Annotated in this window: 18 protein-coding genes; 8 read left to right on the top strand and 10 right to left on the bottom strand. The window is 71.6% G+C overall.

Features of this window, described 5'->3' with window-relative positions:
* Positions 1-137: 137 nt before the first annotated feature.
* From ACIQR3_RS01510 to ACIQR3_RS01500, 3 genes are all read right to left on the bottom strand, one after another.
* Positions 138-833 (bottom strand): DUF402 domain-containing protein, encoded by a 696-nt coding sequence (locus ACIQR3_RS01510; RefSeq protein WP_403532683.1) that lies wholly within the window; start codon positions 831-833, stop codon positions 138-140.
* Positions 834-965: 132 nt separating this feature from the next.
* Positions 966-2351: a class II fumarate hydratase gene (locus ACIQR3_RS01505; protein WP_403533936.1), complete on the bottom strand. Its 1386-nt coding sequence runs from the start codon at positions 2349-2351 to the stop codon at positions 966-968.
* Between the two features lie 54 nt (positions 2352-2405).
* Complete coding sequence (locus ACIQR3_RS01500) at positions 2406-4082, bottom strand: fumarate hydratase (RefSeq protein WP_403532681.1); 1677 nt, start codon at positions 4080-4082, stop codon at positions 2406-2408.
* A 145-nt stretch (positions 4083-4227) separates the two neighbouring features.
* On the opposite strand from ACIQR3_RS01500, the gene ACIQR3_RS01495 reads away from it, so the two are divergent.
* Both ACIQR3_RS01495 and ACIQR3_RS01490 read left to right on the top strand, forming a co-directional pair.
* Positions 4228-4923 carry a DUF1707 domain-containing protein gene (locus tag ACIQR3_RS01495; RefSeq protein WP_403532679.1) on the top strand — a complete coding sequence of 232 codons (696 nt, stop codon included), beginning with the start codon at positions 4228-4230 and terminating at the stop codon, positions 4921-4923.
* Positions 4924-5061: 138 nt separating this feature from the next.
* A complete protein-coding gene (locus tag ACIQR3_RS01490; RefSeq protein WP_403532677.1) occupies positions 5062-5439 on the top strand; it encodes a WhiB family transcriptional regulator in 378 nt (125 codons plus the stop codon).
* Between the two features lie 166 nt (positions 5440-5605).
* On the opposite strand, the gene glpX is transcribed toward ACIQR3_RS01490, so the two are convergent.
* Positions 5606-6640, bottom strand: coding sequence for a class II fructose-bisphosphatase (gene glpX / locus ACIQR3_RS01485; RefSeq protein WP_403532675.1), 1035 nt, complete (start codon positions 6638-6640; stop codon positions 5606-5608).
* A 125-nt stretch (positions 6641-6765) separates the two neighbouring features.
* Here glpX and ACIQR3_RS01480 point away from each other — a divergent pair, with 125 nt between their 5' ends.
* Positions 6766-7299 carry a DUF4245 domain-containing protein gene (locus ACIQR3_RS01480; RefSeq protein ID WP_403532673.1) on the top strand — a complete coding sequence of 178 codons (534 nt, stop codon included), beginning with the start codon at positions 6766-6768 and terminating at the stop codon, positions 7297-7299.
* Positions 7300-7381: 82 nt separating this feature from the next.
* Here the strand turns inward: ACIQR3_RS01480 and ACIQR3_RS01475 are convergent, their stop codons facing one another.
* Positions 7382-7972 (bottom strand): malonic semialdehyde reductase, encoded by a 591-nt coding sequence (locus ACIQR3_RS01475; protein ID WP_403532672.1) that lies wholly within the window; start codon positions 7970-7972, stop codon positions 7382-7384.
* 223 nt (positions 7973-8195) lie between these two features.
* Between ACIQR3_RS01475 and ACIQR3_RS01470 the strand changes: the two genes are divergently transcribed.
* A complete protein-coding gene (locus tag ACIQR3_RS01470) occupies positions 8196-8411 on the top strand; it encodes a DUF4287 domain-containing protein (RefSeq protein WP_403532670.1) in 216 nt (71 codons plus the stop codon).
* 132 nt (positions 8412-8543) lie between these two features.
* Here ACIQR3_RS01470 and ACIQR3_RS01465 read toward each other — a convergent pair whose 3' ends face one another.
* The 3 genes from ACIQR3_RS01465 to ACIQR3_RS01455 form a co-directional block, all read right to left on the bottom strand.
* A complete protein-coding gene (locus tag ACIQR3_RS01465; protein ID WP_403532669.1) occupies positions 8544-8813 on the bottom strand; it encodes an exodeoxyribonuclease VII small subunit in 270 nt (89 codons plus the stop codon).
* Positions 8814-8822: 9 nt separating this feature from the next.
* Positions 8823-10031: an exodeoxyribonuclease VII large subunit gene (gene xseA / locus ACIQR3_RS01460; RefSeq protein ID WP_403532667.1), complete on the bottom strand. Its 1209-nt coding sequence runs from the start codon at positions 10029-10031 to the stop codon at positions 8823-8825.
* A 69-nt stretch (positions 10032-10100) separates the two neighbouring features.
* Positions 10101-11471 carry an APC family permease gene (locus ACIQR3_RS01455; RefSeq protein WP_403532665.1) on the bottom strand — a complete coding sequence of 457 codons (1371 nt, stop codon included), beginning with the start codon at positions 11469-11471 and terminating at the stop codon, positions 10101-10103.
* Positions 11472-11563: 92 nt separating this feature from the next.
* Between ACIQR3_RS01455 and ACIQR3_RS01450 the strand changes: the two genes are divergently transcribed.
* Together ACIQR3_RS01450 and ppgK are read left to right on the top strand one after the other, a co-directional pair.
* Positions 11564-12580, top strand: coding sequence for a 4-hydroxy-3-methylbut-2-enyl diphosphate reductase (locus tag ACIQR3_RS01450; RefSeq protein ID WP_403532663.1), 1017 nt, complete (start codon positions 11564-11566; stop codon positions 12578-12580).
* A gap of 29 nt (positions 12581-12609) precedes the next feature.
* Positions 12610-13368 carry a polyphosphate--glucose phosphotransferase gene (ppgK, locus tag ACIQR3_RS01445; protein ID WP_403532661.1) on the top strand — a complete coding sequence of 253 codons (759 nt, stop codon included), beginning with the start codon at positions 12610-12612 and terminating at the stop codon, positions 13366-13368.
* A gap of 185 nt (positions 13369-13553) precedes the next feature.
* On the opposite strand, the gene ACIQR3_RS01440 is transcribed toward ppgK, so the two are convergent.
* Positions 13554-14291 (bottom strand): DUF6542 domain-containing protein, encoded by a 738-nt coding sequence (locus ACIQR3_RS01440; RefSeq protein WP_403532659.1) that lies wholly within the window; start codon positions 14289-14291, stop codon positions 13554-13556.
* Between the two features lie 179 nt (positions 14292-14470).
* Between ACIQR3_RS01440 and ychF the strand changes: the two genes are divergently transcribed.
* The gene (gene ychF, locus ACIQR3_RS01435) at positions 14471-15559 is read left to right on the top strand and encodes a redox-regulated ATPase YchF (protein ID WP_403532657.1); all 1089 of its coding nucleotides are present in this window, start codon (positions 14471-14473) and stop codon (positions 15557-15559) included.
* Positions 15560-15667: 108 nt separating this feature from the next.
* Here ychF and ACIQR3_RS01430 read toward each other — a convergent pair whose 3' ends face one another.
* Positions 15668-16318 carry a site-specific integrase gene (locus ACIQR3_RS01430; RefSeq protein WP_403532655.1) on the bottom strand — a complete coding sequence of 217 codons (651 nt, stop codon included), beginning with the start codon at positions 16316-16318 and terminating at the stop codon, positions 15668-15670.
* Between the two features lie 30 nt (positions 16319-16348).
* Between ACIQR3_RS01430 and ACIQR3_RS01425 the strand changes: the two genes are divergently transcribed.
* Positions 16349-17989, top strand: coding sequence for a relaxase/mobilization nuclease domain-containing protein (locus ACIQR3_RS01425; protein WP_403532654.1), 1641 nt, complete (start codon positions 16349-16351; stop codon positions 17987-17989).
* Positions 17990-18005: the final 16 nt, after the last annotated feature.

Genomic DNA, 18005 nt, shown 5'->3' with positions numbered 1-18005 from the left:
GCCCTCGTACCCCTCGCTCACGTCCTGCCGCCCCTCGGTGACGTTCGGTCAAGCCCTGCGTGTGCCACGCCTGTTGCCACCGCGAGCCCTTGCGGAGGACGATCCTACGTTTGTTGCCCGGGGGCGTTTCAAGGGTCTCACGAGGACACGTGCGCGGGCGTGCGATCCCAGTCCGCCGGAAGGGCCGGTACCGGCCACGCCGGGTCCGGCCGCCAGTGCTGCCAGCCGTCCGCGAACGGCGCCCCCCAGGCGCGGATCACCTCCACCGCGGCCCGCCCGGCCTCCCGTACCCGCCCGGCGAGGGCCGCGTCCATCAGCCCGTCCCGCTGGGCCTGCGCGAACTCGTCCTCGTCCCGCCAGTGCCAGGTGCGGTCCGGGTGGACGGAGATGTCCAGGAAATGGTCCTCGGAGTCGACCCCGCCGGCCCAGCGGGCCAGCGGCTCCTCCAGGTTCACGTACCAGTTCTTGAACTCCCAGCCCGGCTCCCAGAACAGCCACACCGACCAGGGCTCGCCGGGCCGGGCCAGCTTCAGCACACCGGTGCCGAACCAGCGGTCGCGCTGCACGGTCCGGGGTCTGGTGTAGCGCGTGGACAGGGGTTCCCGGTGCAGGGGGGTGCCGTCGGCCAGTACGGGCTTGACGCACTCGGTGCCGGGGGCCAGCCAGACGGCGAGCAGGTCGGCGTCGTCGCGTACGACGGTGACGGGGCGGGCGATGTGCGGGCGGGGGCCGCCGTTCTCCCGGTAGCGCCACAGGATCTGGCTGCCGGGTGTCCAGAACACCGCCCGCCCGTCCGTCCCCGTCGCCGTGTTCACCGTCTCACCGTCTGCCATGGACAGATATTAGGTGCCCCGGGCACCCGGCGCTGCGGCATCCGTCACGCCGGGGCACCGGGAGGGGGCGCGGGCGGGACGGAGTGCGCCGGTCAGGGCCGGGCGGAACCGGTCGGGACAGACCGGGATCGGTCAGGGCCGGGTCATCCGCAGCACGTCCAGCGCCTCGTCGAGCTGCTCCTCGGTCAGGGCGCCACGCTCCACGTAGCCGCTCTCCACGACGACCTGACGGATCGTCTTCCGCTCGGCGAGGGCCTTCTTGGCGACCTTGGCGGCCTCCTCGTACCCGATGTACTTGTTCAGCGGCGTGACCACGGACGGCGAGGACTCGGCGTACTCGCGGGCCCGGTCCCGGTGGGCGACGATCCCGTCCACGGTCCGGTCGGCCAGCAGCCGCGAGACGTTGGCGAGCAGCCGCACGGACTCCAGCACGTTCTTGGCGATGACCGGCAGCATCACGTTCAGCTCGAAGTTGCCGGCCGCGCCCGCCGTCGCCACGGTGGCGTCGTTGCCGACGACCTGGGCGGCGACCATCAGCACCGCCTCCGGAACGACCGGATTCACCTTGCCCGGCATGATGGACGACCCCGGCTGGAGGTCGGGCAGCGAGATCTCCGCGAGCCCGGTGCGCGGTCCCGACGCCATCCACCGCAGATCGTTCGCGATCTTCGTCAGTCCGACCGCGATGGTCCGCAACTGCCCGCTGGTCTCCACGATCCCGTCCCGGGCGCCCTGCGCCTCGAAGTGGTCCCGTGCCTCGGTCAGCGGGAGCCCGGTGACGCGGGCCACCTCCGCGATGACGGCGGCGGAGAACCCGGGCGGCGTGTTGATCCCGGTCCCGACCGCCGTACCGCCCAGCGGCAGTTCGGCCAGCCGGGGCAGCGAGGCGTGCAGCCGCTCGACGCCGTACCGCACCTGGGCCGCGTACCCGCCGAACTCCTGCCCCAGCGTGACCGGCGTGGCGTCCATCAGGTGCGTACGCCCCGACTTCACCACGTCGGCGAACTCCTCCGCCTTGCGTTCCAGAGCCGCCGCCAGGTGCTCCAGGGCCGGGATCAGGTCCCGGCTGACGGCGGCGGTGGCGGCGATGTGGATGGAGGACGGGAAGACGTCGTTGGACGACTGGGAGGCGTTGACGTGGTCGTTGGGGTGGACGTCCCGCCCGAGCTGCTCGGTCGCCAGGGTGGCGAGGACCTCGTTGGTGTTCATGTTGGACGAGGTGCCGGAGCCGGTCTGGAAGACGTCGACGGGGAAGTGGTCGTCCCACTTCCCCCCGGCGACCTCACCGGCCGCCTCCTGGATCGCGCCGGCGATCTCCTCGTCCAGCACCCCCAGCTCGGCGTTGACCTTCGCCGCGGCCCCCTTGATCCGGGCGAGCGCCTCGATGTGCGCCCGCTCGATCCGCTGCCCGGAGACGGGGAAGTTCTCGACGGCCCGTTGGGTCTGCGCGCGCCACTTGGCGTCGACGGGGACGCGGACCTCGCCCATGGAGTCGTGCTCGATGCGGTAGTCGCTCATGTCCGGTACAGCGAACGGCACCGGCCCGTTGTTCCTGGACGAGGTCCGTCCGGGTCAGGCCAGCCCCGGCCCCCGCACCGGGATCGACGTGAACGTCGGCTGCGGCGCCGGGTCCTGGAAGAAGTCGTTGCCCTTGTCGTCCACGACGATGAACGCCGGGAAGTCCTCGACCTCGATCTTCCAGACCGCCTCCATCCCCAGCTCCTCGTACTCGACGACCTCGACCTTCTTGATGCAGTCCTGCGCCAGCCGCGCCGCCGGCCCGCCGATCGACCCGAGGTAGAAGCCGCCGTGCGCCCCGCACGCGTCGGTGACCTGCTTGCTGCGGTTGCCCTTGGCGAGCATCACCTTGGAGCCGCCCGCCGCCTGGAACTGCTCGACGTAGGAGTCCATGCGCCCGGCGGTCGTAGGCCCGAAGGACCCCGACGCGTAGCCCTCCGGTGTCTTCGCGGGGCCCGCGTAGTACACCGGGTGGTCCTTCAGGTACTGCGGCATCTCCTCGCCCGCGTCCAGCCGCTCCTTGATCTTGGCGTGCGCGATGTCGCGGGCCACGACCAGCGGGCCGGTCAGCGACAGCCGCGTCTTGACCGGGTACTTGGTCAGCTCGGCGAGGATCGCGTCCATCGGCTGGTTGAGGTCGATCTCGACGACGTCACCGTCGGACTCCAGCTGCTCGTCCGTCGTCTCCGGCAGGAACCGCGCCGGGTCGGTCTCCAGCTGCTCCAGGAAGACGCCCTCGGCGGTGATCTTCGCGACGGCCTGCCGGTCGGCGGAGCAGGAGACGGCGATCGCGACCGGGCAGGACGCCCCGTGCCGCGGCAGCCGCACCACCCGCACGTCGTGGCAGAAGTACTTGCCGCCGAACTGCGCCCCGATCCCGATCTTCTGCGTCAGCTCGAAGACCTTCTCCTCCAGCTCCTTGTCCCGGAAGCCGTGCCCCAGCTCCGAGCCCTCGGCCGGGATCTCGTCCAGGTAGTGCGCGGAGGCGTACTTCGCGGTCTTCAGCGCGTACTCGGCCGACGTACCGCCGACGACGATCGCCAGGTGGTACGGCGGGCAGGCGGCCGTACCGAGCGAACGGATCTTCTCCTCCAGGAACTTCATCATGGAGGCCTCGTTCAGGACGGCCTTCGTCTCCTGGTAGAGGAACGACTTGTTGGCCGAGCCGCCGCCCTTCGCCATGAACAGGAACTTGTAGGCGCCGCCGTCGGTCGCGTACAGCTCGATCTGCGCGGGGAGGTTGGAGCCGGTGTTCTTCTCCTCCCACATGGTGAGCGGGGCCATCTGGGAGTAGCGCAGGTTCAGGTTCTGGTAGGCGTCGTAGATGCCCCGGCTCAGGGCCTCCTCGTCGCCGCCGGCCGTCAGCACGTTCTGGCCGCGCTTGCCCATCACGATCGCCGTGCCGGTGTCCTGGCACATGGGCAGCACGCCCGCCGCCGCGATGTTGGCGTTCTTCAGCAGGTCCAGCGCGACGAACTTGTCGTTGGACGACGCCTCGGGGTCGTCGATGATCCGGCGGAGCTGGGCCAGGTGGGCGGGGCGCAGGTAGTGCTGGATGTCGTGGACGGCCTCCTCGGCCAGCTTGCGCAGCGCCTCCGGCTCCACCTTGAGGAACGTACGCCCGTCGGCCTCGAAGGTGGAGACACCCTCGGAGGTCACCAGCCGGTACGGGGTGGTGTCCTCTCCCTGGGGGAGCAGATCGGTGTACACGAACTCAGGCATGTCGCCCATTCCTCACTCGACAGACGGCCGCTGGCCTCCATTGGCAGCGTCCACCAGCGTAGAACCTGCCGGGAACGGCGAACTTGTGAGGTTGTCCTCAGTAATCCCGGACCAGGGGTAGTCGCGATCTATCGCGTTTCGGTACGCTGCTGCCGTGGACCTTCACAAGCACGCCCCGCAGCAGGACGTCCCGACCCCCGTCACCGAGCTGCGCGCCTCGGACGCCGACCGGGACCGCATCGCCGACATGCTCCGCGAGGCGCTCGCCGAGGGGCGCCTCACCGCCGACGAGCACGCCGAGCGCATCGAGGGCGTGCTGGCCGCCAAGACCGTGGGTGAGCTGGACGTGTTCGTACGGGACCTGCCCGCCGCCCACGAGCGGCGCGCGTTTGCCGCCGCTCCGTCGCGCCCGCCCGTGCCCGGCGTGCTACCCGCCGACCCGGACGACCGCGTCGTCGCGGTGTTCAGTGCCGCCGTCCGCAAGGGCCGCTGGCGGGCGGGCCGCCGTATCCACGCGTACGCGGTCTTCGGCAGCGTCGAGATCGACCTCGGCGAGGCGGTCTTCGAGTACCAGCAGGTGGTGGTCAAGGCGGTCTCGGTCTTCGGCAGCGTCGAGGTCCGCGTCCCGGAGAACGTGACGCTGCGCGGCGCGGGCGGCGCCGTGCTCGGCAGCTTCGAGGTGGACACGGCCGACGCGACGGACCCCGCGGCCCCCGTGGTCCACGTGGACGGCTGGGCCGTGCTGGGCAGCGTCGAGGCCCGCCCGAAGCGGGGCAGCCGTGTGGTGGACATCCTCGACCGGGTGCAGCGCAAGGTCGACCGGCATGTGCGCAAGCATCTGGGGCACTGACGTTTGGGGCACTGACGTTGCCCTTGCGAAGTCCGGGGGCGGACCGGGCGGTTCGGGACCCAGTGCATAGGCGCGCGTACAGCGGGTAAGGCTTGCTGCATCGTCTCTCGCTCGCGAAGCCGTCGTCAGGAGTAGACCGTGCTGCAACCGCCGCCTTCGTCCCTGCAGGCAGCCGCCGTTCCGGCCCAGCGGGTGCCGACGCGAGACCGGGACCAGGACGCCCCCTGGCACACCGAGGCGGTGTGCCGCCGCGACGAGGCGGGCCTGTTCTTCGCACCCTCCAAGGAACCGACCGCCGCCCGGCTCTCCCGCGAGGAGGCGGCCAAGCGCGTCTGCGCGCGCTGTCCCGTCATGGTCGAGTGCCGCGAGCACGCCCTGCTCCAGCCCGAGCCCTACGGCGTCTGGGGCGGCCTCACCGCCGCCGAACGCCGCGTGGTCCTGGCCCGCAGGCGCCGCCGCGACCTGGAACTGAAGAAGGCGGCCCGCACGACGGGCCAGATAGCGGCGGCCGGATGACCCGCACAGCGGCGGCCGGATGACCCGCACAGGGGCGGCCGGATGACCCGCCGCGCGTGACGGGGGCACCCTCTCCGCACAGAGGGTGCCCTTGTCACGCGGGGGGGCGAGGTGGCCCTGGAGCGGCGGGGAACCGCTCGACCGGCCCCGGACTACCCGCGGTCGGTCACTTGGCCTGGTCGAAATTGACCGCGCTGTACGCCCGCAGCTTGCTCAGCCGGTGCTCGGAGTCGATCCGCCGCACCGTCCCCGACTTCGACCGCATCACGATCGAGTCCGTCGTGGCCGTCTCCGACCGGTACCGGACCCCCCGCAGCAGCTCGCCGTCCGTGATGCCGGTGGCGACGAAGAAGACGTTCTCGCCGGTGACGAGGTCCTCCGTGGTCAGCACCCGGTCCAGATCGTGCCCCGCGTCCAGCGCCCGCTGCCGCTCCGCGTCGTCCTTCGGCCACAGCTTGCCCTGGATCGTGCCGCCCAGGCACTTCACCGCGCAGGCCGAGATGATGCCCTCGGGGGTGCCGCCGACGCCGAGCAGCAGGTCGATGCCGGTGCCCTCGCGCAGCGCCAGGATGGAGCCGGCCACATCGCCGTCCGAGATCAGCTTGATGCGCGCGCCGGTCTCCCGGACCTGCTGGATCAGGCTCTGGTGCCGGGGCCGGTCCAGGATGACGACCGTGACGTCCTCGGGCGTGACCCGCTTGGCCTTGGCGACCCGGCGGATGTTCACGGAGACCGGTGCGTTGATGTCGACGAAGTCGGCGGCCTCGGGGCCGGTGACCAGCTTGTCCATGTAGAAGACGGCCGACGGGTCGAACATGGAACCCCGCTCGGCGGCGGCCAGCACGGCGATCGCGTTGGTCATGCCGTTCGCGGTCAGGGTGGTGCCGTCGATCGGGTCGACCGCGATGTCGACCTCGGCGCCGGTGCCGTCGCCGACCCGCTCCCCGTTGAACAGCATCGGGGCCTCGTCCTTCTCCCCTTCGCCGATGACGACGACGCCGTTCATCGACACGGTCTGGACGAGGGTCCGCATGGCGCGCACCGCGGCACCGTCGGCGCCGTTCTTGTCGCCGCGCCCGACCCAGCGGCCCGCGGCCATCGCCGCCGCCTCGGTCACGCGGACCAGTTCCATCGCGAGGTTGCGGTCGGGAGCCTCGGCGGGCACGTCCAGTTCGGAGGGAAGATGATGATGTTCGGTCATCGAAACGCACCTTTCTGTACGACGACGGCCGGATGAGGGTATGACCATGACTCTATCGCCAGTCTGTCTGGATGAGCAGGGGACCCCACGGATGAGCGCCCCGGGCACCTGCGACGATAGGGGGCGTGGCAGGTAGAAACGGCAAGCAGAAGACCGCTCGGAACATGATCTACTCGCTGGGCGTGACCGTCCTGGCGGGGCTGGTCATGTGGGCCTTCGTCCCGCACGACGACAAGGAGCCCGACCTCCAGCGGGTCGACTACCGGGTGGAGCTGCTCACCGCCCGCCGTGCCGCGCCGTACCCGGTGGCCGCGCCCGAGGGGCTCCCCGCGGAGTGGAAGGCGACCTCGGTCCGCTACCAGGGCACCGAGTCCGACACCTGGCACCTGGGCTTCCACCTCCCGGACGGCCAGTACGTACAGGTCGAGCAGTCGACGGGGAAGGTGTCCGCCTTCATCGAGGAGGCGAGCCAGGGCGCGACGGCGACCGACGTCACCGAGGAGATCGACGGCCGCTCCTGGACGCGCTACACGGGCGGCCGGTACAAGGCCCTGGTGCTGAAGGACACGGAGGGCGTCAAGGGCGCGACGACGGTCGTGGCCGGCACCGGCTCCTTCGGCCAGCTGACGAAGATGGCGGCGGCGCTGAAGATGTCCTGAAGGGCTGGGCGTCCTGAACGGGTGTGGCCCCGGGAACCCGACCGGGTTCCCGGGGCCACACCCGTACTGCTGGTACGGCTGCTCAGACGGTGGTGACGACCTCGTCGTACGCCAGCCGCGGGGAGCGCGGGTACCAGGCGTCGGGGCCCGGCTTGCCGATGTTGACGATCATCAGCGGGGTGTGGTCGTCGTCCAGGAACTCCTTGCGGACGCCCTCGAAGTCGAAGCCGGTCATCGGACCGGCGGCCAGGCCCGCGGCGCGGACGCCGACGATGAAGTATCCGGCCTGGAGGGCGGCGTTCAGCGCGGCGGCGTTCTCGCGGGCGGCGCGCTCGGCGAAGAAGGCGTCCTTGGCCTGCGGGAAGTGCGGGAACAGCGTCGGCAGTTCCTCGTGGAACTCGTTGTCCGCGGAGAGGATGGCGACCAGCGGGGCGGACGCGGTCTTGGCGGCGTTGCCCTCGGACATGTGCCGCACCAGGCGCTCGCGGGCCTCGGGGGAGCGGACCAGGGTGACCCGCAGCGGGGACTGGTTGAAGGCGGTCGGACCGAACTTGACCAGGTCGTAGATCGCCTGCACCTGCTCCTCGGTCACCGGCTCGTCGGTGAAGGTGTTCGCGGTGCGGGCCTCGCGGAACAGCAGGTCCTGGGCGGCGGGGTCAAGAACGAGAGACATGCGTGATCTTCCTCGAAGTGCGGATCCGTTGACTCCGACGACGGTACGCCAGGGAAGTTCAATGTTCAACCAATACGGGAACCGCGTGTTCCGCCTCACACGGCCCGCTGGGGCCGGGGGTGAGGTGGATCACAGTGATTCGTCGAACAGTTCGAGCGGCGGCTGGGGTCATCACTCATGACCACGAACACCCCGCCACCCGAGCAGATGGGACCATCCCGAGATGACCACCGACGCCGTGAAGGGCCCCGCCAGCTACTTTCCGTCGATCGAGAAGAAGTACGGCCGCCCGATCGCGGAGTGGAAGGAGCTGATCCGCTCATCGCCCCTGACCCGGCACATGGAGCTGGTCGCCTGGCTGAAGACCGAGCACGGCCTCGGCCACGGCCACGCCAACGCCCTGGTCGCACACACGCTGGCCGAGGACACCGGGAAGTAGGCGGCGGGGGAGGGGCCCCGCCGGTACGGCGTGGGCCGGGAGGCCAGGTGTATTGACCCGCGGGGTTGTTCACACCGCACTGGGCGGCCACCCACCGGTCAGCCGCGTTGACAACCCCGCGGGTCCATACACCTAGGAGGCGGCGTCCTCCGGGTCCTCGGCCCCCGCCTCCTCGGCCCCCGCCTCCTCGGCCAGGGCCGCGTCCAGCCGCGCCCGGGCCCCGTCCAGCCGGCGCCGGCATGCCTTCGCCAGCTCCTCGCCCCGCTCCCACAGGGCCAGGGACTCCTCCAGCGTCGTACCGCCCGCCTCCAGGCGCCGTACGACCTCGATCAGCTCGTCCCGGGCCTGCTCGTAGCCGAGCGCCTCGGCACGGGCCGCCGTCTGTTCCACCTCGCTGGTCATCCCCTCACCCTATGCGTCGACGCGTACGGAGAAATCGCCCTCGGAGACCCGCGCGCGCAGCGTCTCGCCCGCCGCCACCTCGGCGGGGTCCCGGACCGCCTGGCCGTCGGCCCGCTGGAGCACCGCGTACCCCCGCTTGAGGGTCGCGGCGGGGGAGAGGGCCACCACGCGCGCGTGCGTGTGCGTCAGCTCGGAGTCGGCGCGGTCCAGGTGGTGGCGCAGGGTGCGCCGGCCCCGCTCCAGCAGGGCCGTCACCTGCTCCGCGCGCTCGTCGATCATGCGGTGCGGGTCCTGTATCGACGGCCGGGCCAGCGCGTGCGCCAGCCCCCGCTCCTCGCGGTCGACGAACGCCGCCACACAGCGCCGCGCCCGGTCCCGCAGCAGCCGTACCCGCTCGTACTCCTCCCCGACGTCCGGCACCACCTTCTTGGCGGCGTCGGTCGGTGTGGAGGCGCGCAGGTCGGCCACGTGGTCCAGGAGCGGGTTGTCCGGCTCGTGCCCGATGGCGGAGACCACCGGCGTACGGCACCCGGCGACCACGCGGACCAGCTGCTCGTCGGAGAACGGCAGCAGGTCCTCCACGCTGCCGCCGCCGCGCGCCACGACGATCACGTCCACCTCGTCCATCGCGTCCAGCTCCCGCACGGCCTGGACGACCTGCGGCACCGCGTGCACGCCCTGCACGGCGACGTTGCGCACCTCGAAGCGGACGGCGGGCCAGCGGTGCCGGGCGTTCTCCAGCACGTCCCGCTCGGCGGCCGAGGCGCGCCCGCACACCAGGCCGACGAGGTGCGGCAGGAACGGCAGCGGCTTCTTGCGCTCCGGCGCGAACAGCCCCTCGCGCGCGAGTGTCTTCTTGAGCTGTTCGAGCCGCGCCAGCAGCTCGCCCACCCCCACCGGCTTGATCTCGGCGGCCCGCAGCGACAGCTGCCCGCGCGGCGCGTACCACTCGGGTTTGGCGCGGACCACCACCCGGGCGCCCTCGCCGATCACGTCGGCGACCGCGTCGAAGACCTGCCGGTAGCAGGTGACGCTCACCGAGATGTCGTGCGAGGGGTCGCGCAGGGTCAGGAACACCACCCCCGCGCCCGGCCGCCGCGACAACTGGGTGATCTGCCCCTCGACCCAGATCGCGCCGAGCCGGTCGATCCAGCTTCCGATGAGCCGCGACACCTCGCCCACGGGCAGCGGGGACTCCGGACTCGTGTTCACAGCCATGCGGCGAGCGTAACGGGCCCCACCGACACGCCGGGGACGAGCGACCCGCAGCCGCCGGCCACAGCCCCTTCACGGCGACGGTGACGGCCGCCCCCGCTGCGCCACCAGCACCACCAGCCCGATCACCAGCCAGACCGCCCCCACCACCTGCGCCGTCCCCGACGCCTCCACGATCACCGCCACCGTGATCGCCGCGCCGACGACCGGCACCAGCACATGCCGCCACCAGCTCACCGGGCCACCCCGGCGGCGCACCGCGAACCACCCCACCACGCTCGCGTGCAGCAACGTGAACGCGGACAGCGCGCCGAGGTTGACCACCGTCGTCAGATGGTCGAGGCCATCGTCCCGCCGGGCCGCCCACACCGCCGCGACCAGCGTGATCACCGCCGCCACCAGCAGTGCGACCCGCGGCACACCGGAGTACGTGCGGGACAGCACCCCCGGCAGCCGCCGGTCCCGGCCCATCGCGAACAGCAGCCGCCCGGCCGCCGCCTGCCCGGCCAGCGCCGCGAACGCCGCGCCGATCGCCTTGCTCACCGCCACCAGATCGTGCAGCCACGTCCCCACCGACGCGTCCACCGTGTCGTAGAACGCCGAGCCCTGCCCGTCCGGCCCGGCCGCCAGCTCCGCCGACGACATCGGCGCCAGCAGTGCCGCCAGATACGTCTGCGCCACGAACAGCACCCCGGCCAGCGCCAGGCAGAACAGCAGCGCCCGCGCCACCTTCGCCGACCCGCCGGTCACCTCCTCCGCGAACGTCGCGATCGCGTCGAAGCCCAGGTACGACAGCACCGCCACCGACACCGCCCCGACCACCGCCGACAGCGCGAACGCCCCCTGCGTCCCGTCCCCGCTCAGCGGCGACAGCCACCCGCGCTCCGCCCCGTCCCGCACCAGCACCACGACCGCCGCCACCACGAACACCAGCAGCACCACGATCTCCATCACCAGCACCGCGAACCCCACCCGGGCCGCCGCCCGCACCCCCCACAGGTTCAGCAGCGTGGTGACGAGGACGGCCAGCGCCGTCCACACCCAGCGCGACACCTCCGGGACCAGCTCGTTCATCGCGATGCCGGAGAACAGATAGGCCACCGCCGGGATGAGGACGTAGTCCAGCATCGCCATCCAGCCGGCCACGAACCCGGCCCCCTTGCCGAGCCCCGCCCGCGCGTACGCGAACACCGACCCCGCCTGCGGCACCACCCGCACCATCTGCGCGTAGCTGAACGCGGTGAACGCCATCGCCACCGTCGCCACGAGGTACACCAGCGCCACCGCGCCGTGCGACTTGGCGTCCAGCGTGCCGAAGACGCCGACGGGCGCCATCGGCGCGATGAACAGCAGCCCGTAGACCACCAGGTCGCGGAAGCCCAGCGTGCGCCGCAGCTCCCGTCGTTCCCCGGCCCCCGGGGCCGTCGTGCCGGTCTCGGACATCGCGCCTCCGCCCCTGCTCGTACACCGTCTCGCCAGTCTCTCCGCCGATACGCCCCCCACGCGATCTCCGACCCGCCGAACGCGCCCGTACGATGGACCGCATGACTGCTTCGCCTGGCCGCCGTGTCCTGCTCGCCGCCCCCCGTGGCTACTGCGCGGGTGTGGACCGCGCCGTGATCGCCGTCGAGAAAGCGCTGGAACAGTACGGCGCTCCCGTCTACGTCCGGCACGAGATCGTCCACAACAAGTACGTCGTGCAGACCCTGGAGAAGAAGGGCGCCGTCTTCGTCGAGCGCACGGAGGAGGTCCCGCCGGGCAACATCGTCATGTTCTCGGCGCACGGCGTGGCCCCCGTCGTCCACGAGGAGGCCGAGCGCGGCCGGCTCGCCACCATCGACGCGACCTGCCCCCTGGTCACCAAGGTCCACAAGGAAGCGGTCCGCTTCGCCAAGGACGACTACGACATCCTCCTGATCGGCCACGAGGGCCACGAGGAGGTCATCGGCACCTCCGGCGAGGCACCCGAGCACATCCAGCTCGTCGACGGCCCCGGCGACGTCGCCAAGGTCGAGGTCCGGGACGAGTCCAAGGTGGTCTGGCTCTCCCAGACCACCCTCTCCGTCGACGAGACCATGGAGACCGTCGACGCGCTGAAGGAGAAGTTCCCCCAGCTCATCTCCCCGCCCAGCGACGACATCTGCTACGCCACGCAGAACCGTCAGCTCGCGGTGAAGCAGATGGGCGCCGAGGCCGACCTCGTCATCGTCGTCGGCTCCCGCAACTCCTCCAACTCCAAGCGGCTGGTCGAGGTCGCCAAGCAGGCCGGCGCCCGCGACGCCTACCTGGTCGACTTCGCCGACGAGATCGACGAGACCTGGCTGGAGGGCGTGACCACGGTCGGCGTCACCTCCGGCGCCTCCGTCCCGGAGATCCTGGTCGAGCAGGTACTGGAGTACCTCGCCGCCCGCGGCTACGCGGACGTGGAGATCGTCAAGGCGGCCGAGGAGTCCATCACCTTCTCCCTCCCCAAGGAGCTGCGCCGGGACCTGCGCGAGGAGGCGGCGGCGCTGGTCGCCGAGCGCGGCGGTTCGGGTACCTCGGGGGAGTGACTGTCAGTCGCAGGCCGTAACGTGGTGCCATGCAGATCTTCGGCGTGGACATCGGCGGCTCGGGCATCAAGGGCGCCCCTGTGGACCTCGACAGGGGCGATCTGGCCCAGGAGCGCTGCAAGGTGCTCACCCCGCACCCGGCGACGCCGGACGGGGTGGCCGACGGGGTACGGGAAGTCGTCGAGCACTTCGGCTGGACCGGCCCGGTCGGCCTGACCTTCCCGGGCGTGGTCACCGGGGGCGCCACCGTCCGTACGGCGGCCAACGTCGACAAGAGCTGGGTCGACCGGGACGCGCGCGCGTTGTTCAGCGACCGCCTGGGCGGCCTGCCGGTGACCGTCGTCAACGACGCGGACGCGGCGGGCGTCGCCGAGATGCACTTCGGCGCCGGACGCGGCCGCACGGGCACGGTCGTCCTGCTCACCTTCGGCACCGGCATCGGCAGCGCCGTCTTCACCGACGGCGTCCTCGTCCCCAACACCGAGCTGGGCCACCTGGAGCTGGACGGCCACGAGGCCGAGAAGCGGGCCTCCAGCAAGGTCAAGGAGGACCACGACATGTCCTGGGAGCACTGGGGGCACCGGGTGCGGACGTACCTGGCGCACGTCGAGATGCTGTTCTCCCCCGAGCTGTTCATCATCGGCGGCGGGGTCAGCCGCAAGGCGCACAAGTTCCTGCCGTACCTCGACGGCATCCGCGCGGAGATCGTCCCGGCCGAGTTGCAGAACAACGCGGGGATCGTCGGCGCGGCGATGCGGGCGGCGGAGGGACGGCCGGCCGCGGGCTGAGCCGCGCGGGCGCTGCCGGGAAGGCCGTCGAGGACGGCCGGACGGCGCGGCGGGGTGGCTCGGCTGCGCGGTGGGGTGGCGCGGCGGGGTGGGGGCGTGGCGCGGTGGGGTGGGGGCGTGGCGCGGCGGGGTGGGGGCGTGGCGCGGCGGGGTGGGGGCGTGGCGCGGCTGCGCGGCGGGGTGACTCAGCCCGCGGTCGGTACCCGGCCGCCCCGGGCGGCGACCCGCCGCCGCACCAGCCGGATCCGGCGCACGATCACGATCGATCCGGCGATCAGGGTCCCGCCGTACAGCCACCCGGCCTCCGTGGCCAGCGCGGTCACGAACCCGGTCAGCGCGCCGGTGAAGCCGTCACCGCCGTCCGCCACGGTGGTCAGCCCCACGGCGAAGGCGATCGGCACCACGATCGGCGCGGTCAGCAGATCGACCTGGCGCACCCAGCAGGCGGTCAGCACGCAGGCCGGCAGGAACAGCACGCCGTACACCGTCCGCGACGCCCCGAACAGCACCAGGTCGAAGAACCCGAGCACGAGCATCACCGCCGCGCAGAACAGACCGCCGCCCAGCCCCGTCAGCCTGGGGTCGGGCAGCAGACGGGCGGCCCGGAGCGCGGCCGGCCAGGGCGGCCGTACCGGCGCGGGCCCGCGCGCGGCGGCCCCGGGGAACCGCCGGGCGCCCGGTCCCGGCACCCGCGCGGGACCCCGCGCAGGCCCGCCCCGTACGGCCTCCGCGCCCCGTACGTCCCCCGTGCCGCGGTTGTCCCCCGCGCCGCGGCTGTCCACCGGCCCGCCGCGGCTGTCCACCGGCCTGCCGGCGGTGCCGCGCGCCGTCGGCAGGCCCTGCTCTCCCCGCCCCTGCGGGGGCAGCGGCGGCCGGCCGCCGCGCGGTCCGTTGTGCGCAGGTCGCGTCCTGTGTTGCTCCACTGGTCCAACTTAGGTCGGTTAATGTGCGGAATCGGCTCTCGGACACGCCGAGAGCCGGGCCTGGCCACGCGTTCGACTGCCCGCCCGATCCGTACCCCACACCCCGTAGACTGGTGGATCGGCCCCGCCCGGGCCGCCCCGCTCCCACCGCATCCTCCTCACGTACGGGAAGTCGCAACGTGTCGCTCACGATCGGAATCGTCGGTCTGCCGAATGTCGGCAAGTCGACCCTGTTCAACGCCCTGACCAAGAACGACGTGCTGGCGGCCAACTACCCGTTCGCCACGATCGAGCCCAACGTCGGCGTGGTCGGCGTCCCCGACCCCCGCCTGACCAAGCTGGCCGAGATCTTCTCCTCGGAGAAGGTCCTGCCGGCCACCGTCGACTTCGTCGACATCGCGGGCATCGTGCGGGGCGCGAGCGAGGGCGAGGGCCTGGGCAACAAGTTCCTCGCGAACATCCGCGAGTCCGACGCGATCTGCCAGGTCATCCGCGCCTTCAAGGACGAGAACGTCGTCCACGTCGACGGCAAGGTCTCGCCCAAGGACGACATCGAGACGATCAACACCGAGCTGATCCTCGCCGACCTCCAGACCATCGAGAAGGTCCTGCCGCGCCTCCAGAAGGAGTCGCGCATCAAGAAGGACATCGCTCCCAAGGTCAAGGCCGTCGAGGAGGCCAAGGAGATCCTGGAGAAGGGCGACACCCTCTTCGCCCACGGCATCGTCCAGAACACCGAGCGCGCCGAGCTCCTCCACGACCTGCACCTCCTCACCACCAAGCCCTTCCTCTACGTCTTCAACGTCGACGAGGACGAGCTGACCGACGAGGACTTCAAGAACGAGCAGCGCGCCCTGGTCGCCCCCGCCGAGGCGATCTTCCTCAACGCCAAGCTGGAGGCGGACCTCGCCGAGCTGGACGAGGACGAGGCCCTGGAACTCCTGCAGTCCGTAGGCCAGGAGGAACCCGGCCTCGCCACCCTCGCCCACGTCGGCTTCGACACCCTCGGCCTCCAGACCTACCTGACGGCCGGCCCCAAGGAATCCCGCGCCTGGACCATCAAGAAGGGCGCCACCGCCCCCGAGGCCGCCGGCGTCATCCACACCGACTTCCAGAAGGGCTTCATCAAGGCGGAGGTCATCTCCTTCGACGACCTGGTGGAGACGGGGTCGGTCGCGGAGGCGCGGGCGAAGGGGAAGGCGCGCATGGAGGGGAAGGACTATGTGATGCGGGACGGGGATGTGGTGGAGTTCCGCTTCAACGTCTAAAGCGTCTGGCGAAAGGCCGTCTGACCTGCGACGGAGCGGGTTGGGCGGCCTTCATGGTCCGCACAGAGTCCGCAGGGGGCTGACTTTTGTCAGCGCGTGGGGGAGCGGCTACGCCGCTTCGTCGACCTGTGGCCGGGCATCGGCGGACTGGTCCGCGTACGCCTTGTCGACGGCGGCCCGGGTCCGCTCCTCGGAGTCGGGCCACAGGTGGGTGTAGATGTTCAGCGTCATGGCCGCGTTGGTGTGGCCGAGACGCTCGGAGACCGTCTTCACGGACTCGCCGTGCTTGATCAGCAGGCTGGCATAGTGATGCCGGAGGGCATGGGGTCCGGTGCCCTTCGGTATGCCGGCCTTCGCACAGGCGGGCCGCCAGGACCCGTCCATGAAGTGCGTGTAGACCACGGGTCCGCCCTGCGGCGCCGTGAAGATCCAGCCCTCGGGCCCATCGGCGGGGAAGTCCCGCAGGTGGGCCTTCATCGCATCCACCGCCATGCGGGGGAGCGGGACCGTGCGGTGCGAGCGAGCGGTCTTGGGCGGGCAGACGTACACGCCGTGCTTGGCGGTCTGCTGGATCTGCTGCTCGACCGAGACGGTTGCGTGCAGCAGGTCGAGGTGACGGACCTGGAGGCCGAAGAGTTCGCCGGGGCGGAGTCCGGTGGCCGCGCCGAGCAGCACGAGGCCCTTGTATCGGGCGGGTATCTCCTCGGACAGTGTCCGCACCTGCTCGACGGCCAGCGGCACGATCTTCTTCCGGGGCACCGAGGGCAGTTTCGCCTCGGCGCAAGGGTTGTGAGGGATCATGCGGTCACGGACGGCCGCCCGGAAGACGGCGTTGACCGTGTTGACGCCGGCGCCCCCGACCCCGGCCGCGACCCGGCAGCCACCTACACCCAGCTCGCCAAGCGCCTCGACCACCACGTCGACCTGCGCACCCGCGAACTGGGCGGCAAGAAACCACCCCAGCATGTCTGGCACTGCCCGGTCCGTACCGCGCCCGGCGACCGCTACCTCACCGATGCCGAGTGGGCCGAGGTCGCCCGCCGGATCGTCCACGCCACCGGCATCGCCCCTGAAGGCGACGAGAACGCATGCCGATGGATCGCGGTGCGCCACGCCGACGACCACATCCACCTCATGGCCACCACCGTCCGCGCCGACGGACGCCGCCCCCGCACCCACCACGACGGACAGCGGGCCCAAGCCGAATGCCGCAAGATCGAAGCCGAGTTCGGCCTGCGCCGCCTGAAGTCCGGCGACCTCACCGCACCCCGAACCCCCACCGGAGCCGAACGCGCCAAGGCCGAGCGCCAGGGCCAGACGGTCACGGCACGCCACTGGCTGCGCGAGCAGGCGTACGCGGTCGCCGCCGCCGTACGAACCGAAGCCGACTACTTCACCGTGCTGCAGTCCCTCGGCATCAAGGTCAAAACACGCCTCGGCCCCGAGACCGGCGACGTCATCGGCTACAGCCTCGCCGCACCCGGCGACACCAACGCGGCCGGCGAACCCGTCTGGTACGGCGGCTCCAAACTCGCACCCGACCTCTCCATCAACCGCCTACGCGAACGCCTCCCCGACCAGAAGGTGACCGACCAACCCCGGTACGTGGCGGACCCCGCCGAGCCATGGCGACACACCACCACCGCCATAGACACGGCACGCACCGTCCTCGACTCCGGTGACGATGCCGCCGCCCAGGGCCACCTGGCCGCCTTCGGCGACGCCCTGTACAACATCGCCGACGCCACGACCGCTCCCTACCGGGCGGAACTGCGGGCGGCGGCGATGGCGTTCAACCGCGCCCGCCGCTCCGCCACCCGCGCCGACCACCAGGCCGCCACCGCCCTGCGCAAGGCCGCCAAGGAACTCGCCTACGCCTCCAACGAGCCGGGCGGGCTCGCCCTCGCCCTGCTCTTCGCCACCGTGCACCTGGCCCGCGCCGCCGCCAAGTGGCACGAACAGCGCGGCCACGAACAACAGGCGGCAGCAGCCGAAGAAGCCCTCCGCCACCTACAGGCGGGCTACCAACAGGCAGCCCCACTCGTCCTGGCGGACTTGGCCCACCGCGCACCGCGAGCCGCAACCGCCCGCCGCTACGAGCAGGACGTTCGTGCTGCCCTCCCCGACCACGCCGACCGGATCCTCGCCGACCCCACTTGGACCGCCCTGACCACCACCCTCGCCCAAGCCGAAACCGCCGGCCACAACCCCCGACGCCTCCTGGCCGAGGTGGGCACCCAGCGGGAACTCGACAGCGCGGAACGCCCCGCCGAGGTCCTCAACTGGCGCATCACCGCTCAGCCGAACCGGCGGACGCAAGCGGCTCGCAGCCGAAGCACCATCAGCGGCACATCGGCCAGGTCCGCCACGCCATACCCTCTGACCACACCAGTGGCTACGAGGCCCGAAGAGCGCAGTCGACCCCGCTGACGCCGGTCAGATACCC

Origin of the sequence: Streptomyces sp. NPDC090994 (genome assembly GCF_044768905.1) — a bacterium.
Classification (GTDB): domain Bacteria; phylum Actinomycetota; class Actinomycetes; order Streptomycetales; family Streptomycetaceae; genus Streptomyces.
Note: the sequence above shows the minus strand (reverse complement) of the source record. Positions and strands in the feature narration are given on the sequence as shown.

What these genes read in the sequence shown, in the direction of transcription:
- ACIQR3_RS01510 (WP_403532683.1), bottom strand. Translation starts at nt 833, where the DNA reads ATGGCAGACGGTGAGACGGTGAACACGGCGACGGGGACGGACGGGCGG.
- ACIQR3_RS01505 (WP_403533936.1), bottom strand. Translation starts at nt 2,351, where the DNA reads ATGAGCGACTACCGCATCGAGCACGACTCCATGGGCGAGGTCCGCGTC.
- ACIQR3_RS01500 (WP_403532681.1), bottom strand. Translation starts at nt 4,082, where the DNA reads ATGGGCGACATGCCTGAGTTCGTGTACACCGATCTGCTCCCCCAGGGA.
- glpX (WP_403532675.1), bottom strand. Translation starts at nt 6,640, where the DNA reads ATGACCGAACATCATCATCTTCCCTCCGAACTGGACGTGCCCGCCGAG.
- ACIQR3_RS01475 (WP_403532672.1), bottom strand. Translation starts at nt 7,972, where the DNA reads ATGTCTCTCGTTCTTGACCCCGCCGCCCAGGACCTGCTGTTCCGCGAG.
- ACIQR3_RS01470 (WP_403532670.1), top strand. Translation starts at nt 8,196, where the DNA reads ATGACCACCGACGCCGTGAAGGGCCCCGCCAGCTACTTTCCGTCGATC.
- ACIQR3_RS01465 (WP_403532669.1), bottom strand. Translation starts at nt 8,813, where the DNA reads ATGACCAGCGAGGTGGAACAGACGGCGGCCCGTGCCGAGGCGCTCGGC.
- xseA (WP_403532667.1), bottom strand. Translation starts at nt 10,031, where the DNA reads ATGGCTGTGAACACGAGTCCGGAGTCCCCGCTGCCCGTGGGCGAGGTG.
- ACIQR3_RS01455 (WP_403532665.1), bottom strand. Translation starts at nt 11,471, where the DNA reads ATGTCCGAGACCGGCACGACGGCCCCGGGGGCCGGGGAACGACGGGAG.
- ACIQR3_RS01450 (WP_403532663.1), top strand. Translation starts at nt 11,564, where the DNA reads ATGGACCGCATGACTGCTTCGCCTGGCCGCCGTGTCCTGCTCGCCGCC.
- ppgK (WP_403532661.1), top strand. Translation starts at nt 12,610, where the DNA reads ATGCAGATCTTCGGCGTGGACATCGGCGGCTCGGGCATCAAGGGCGCC.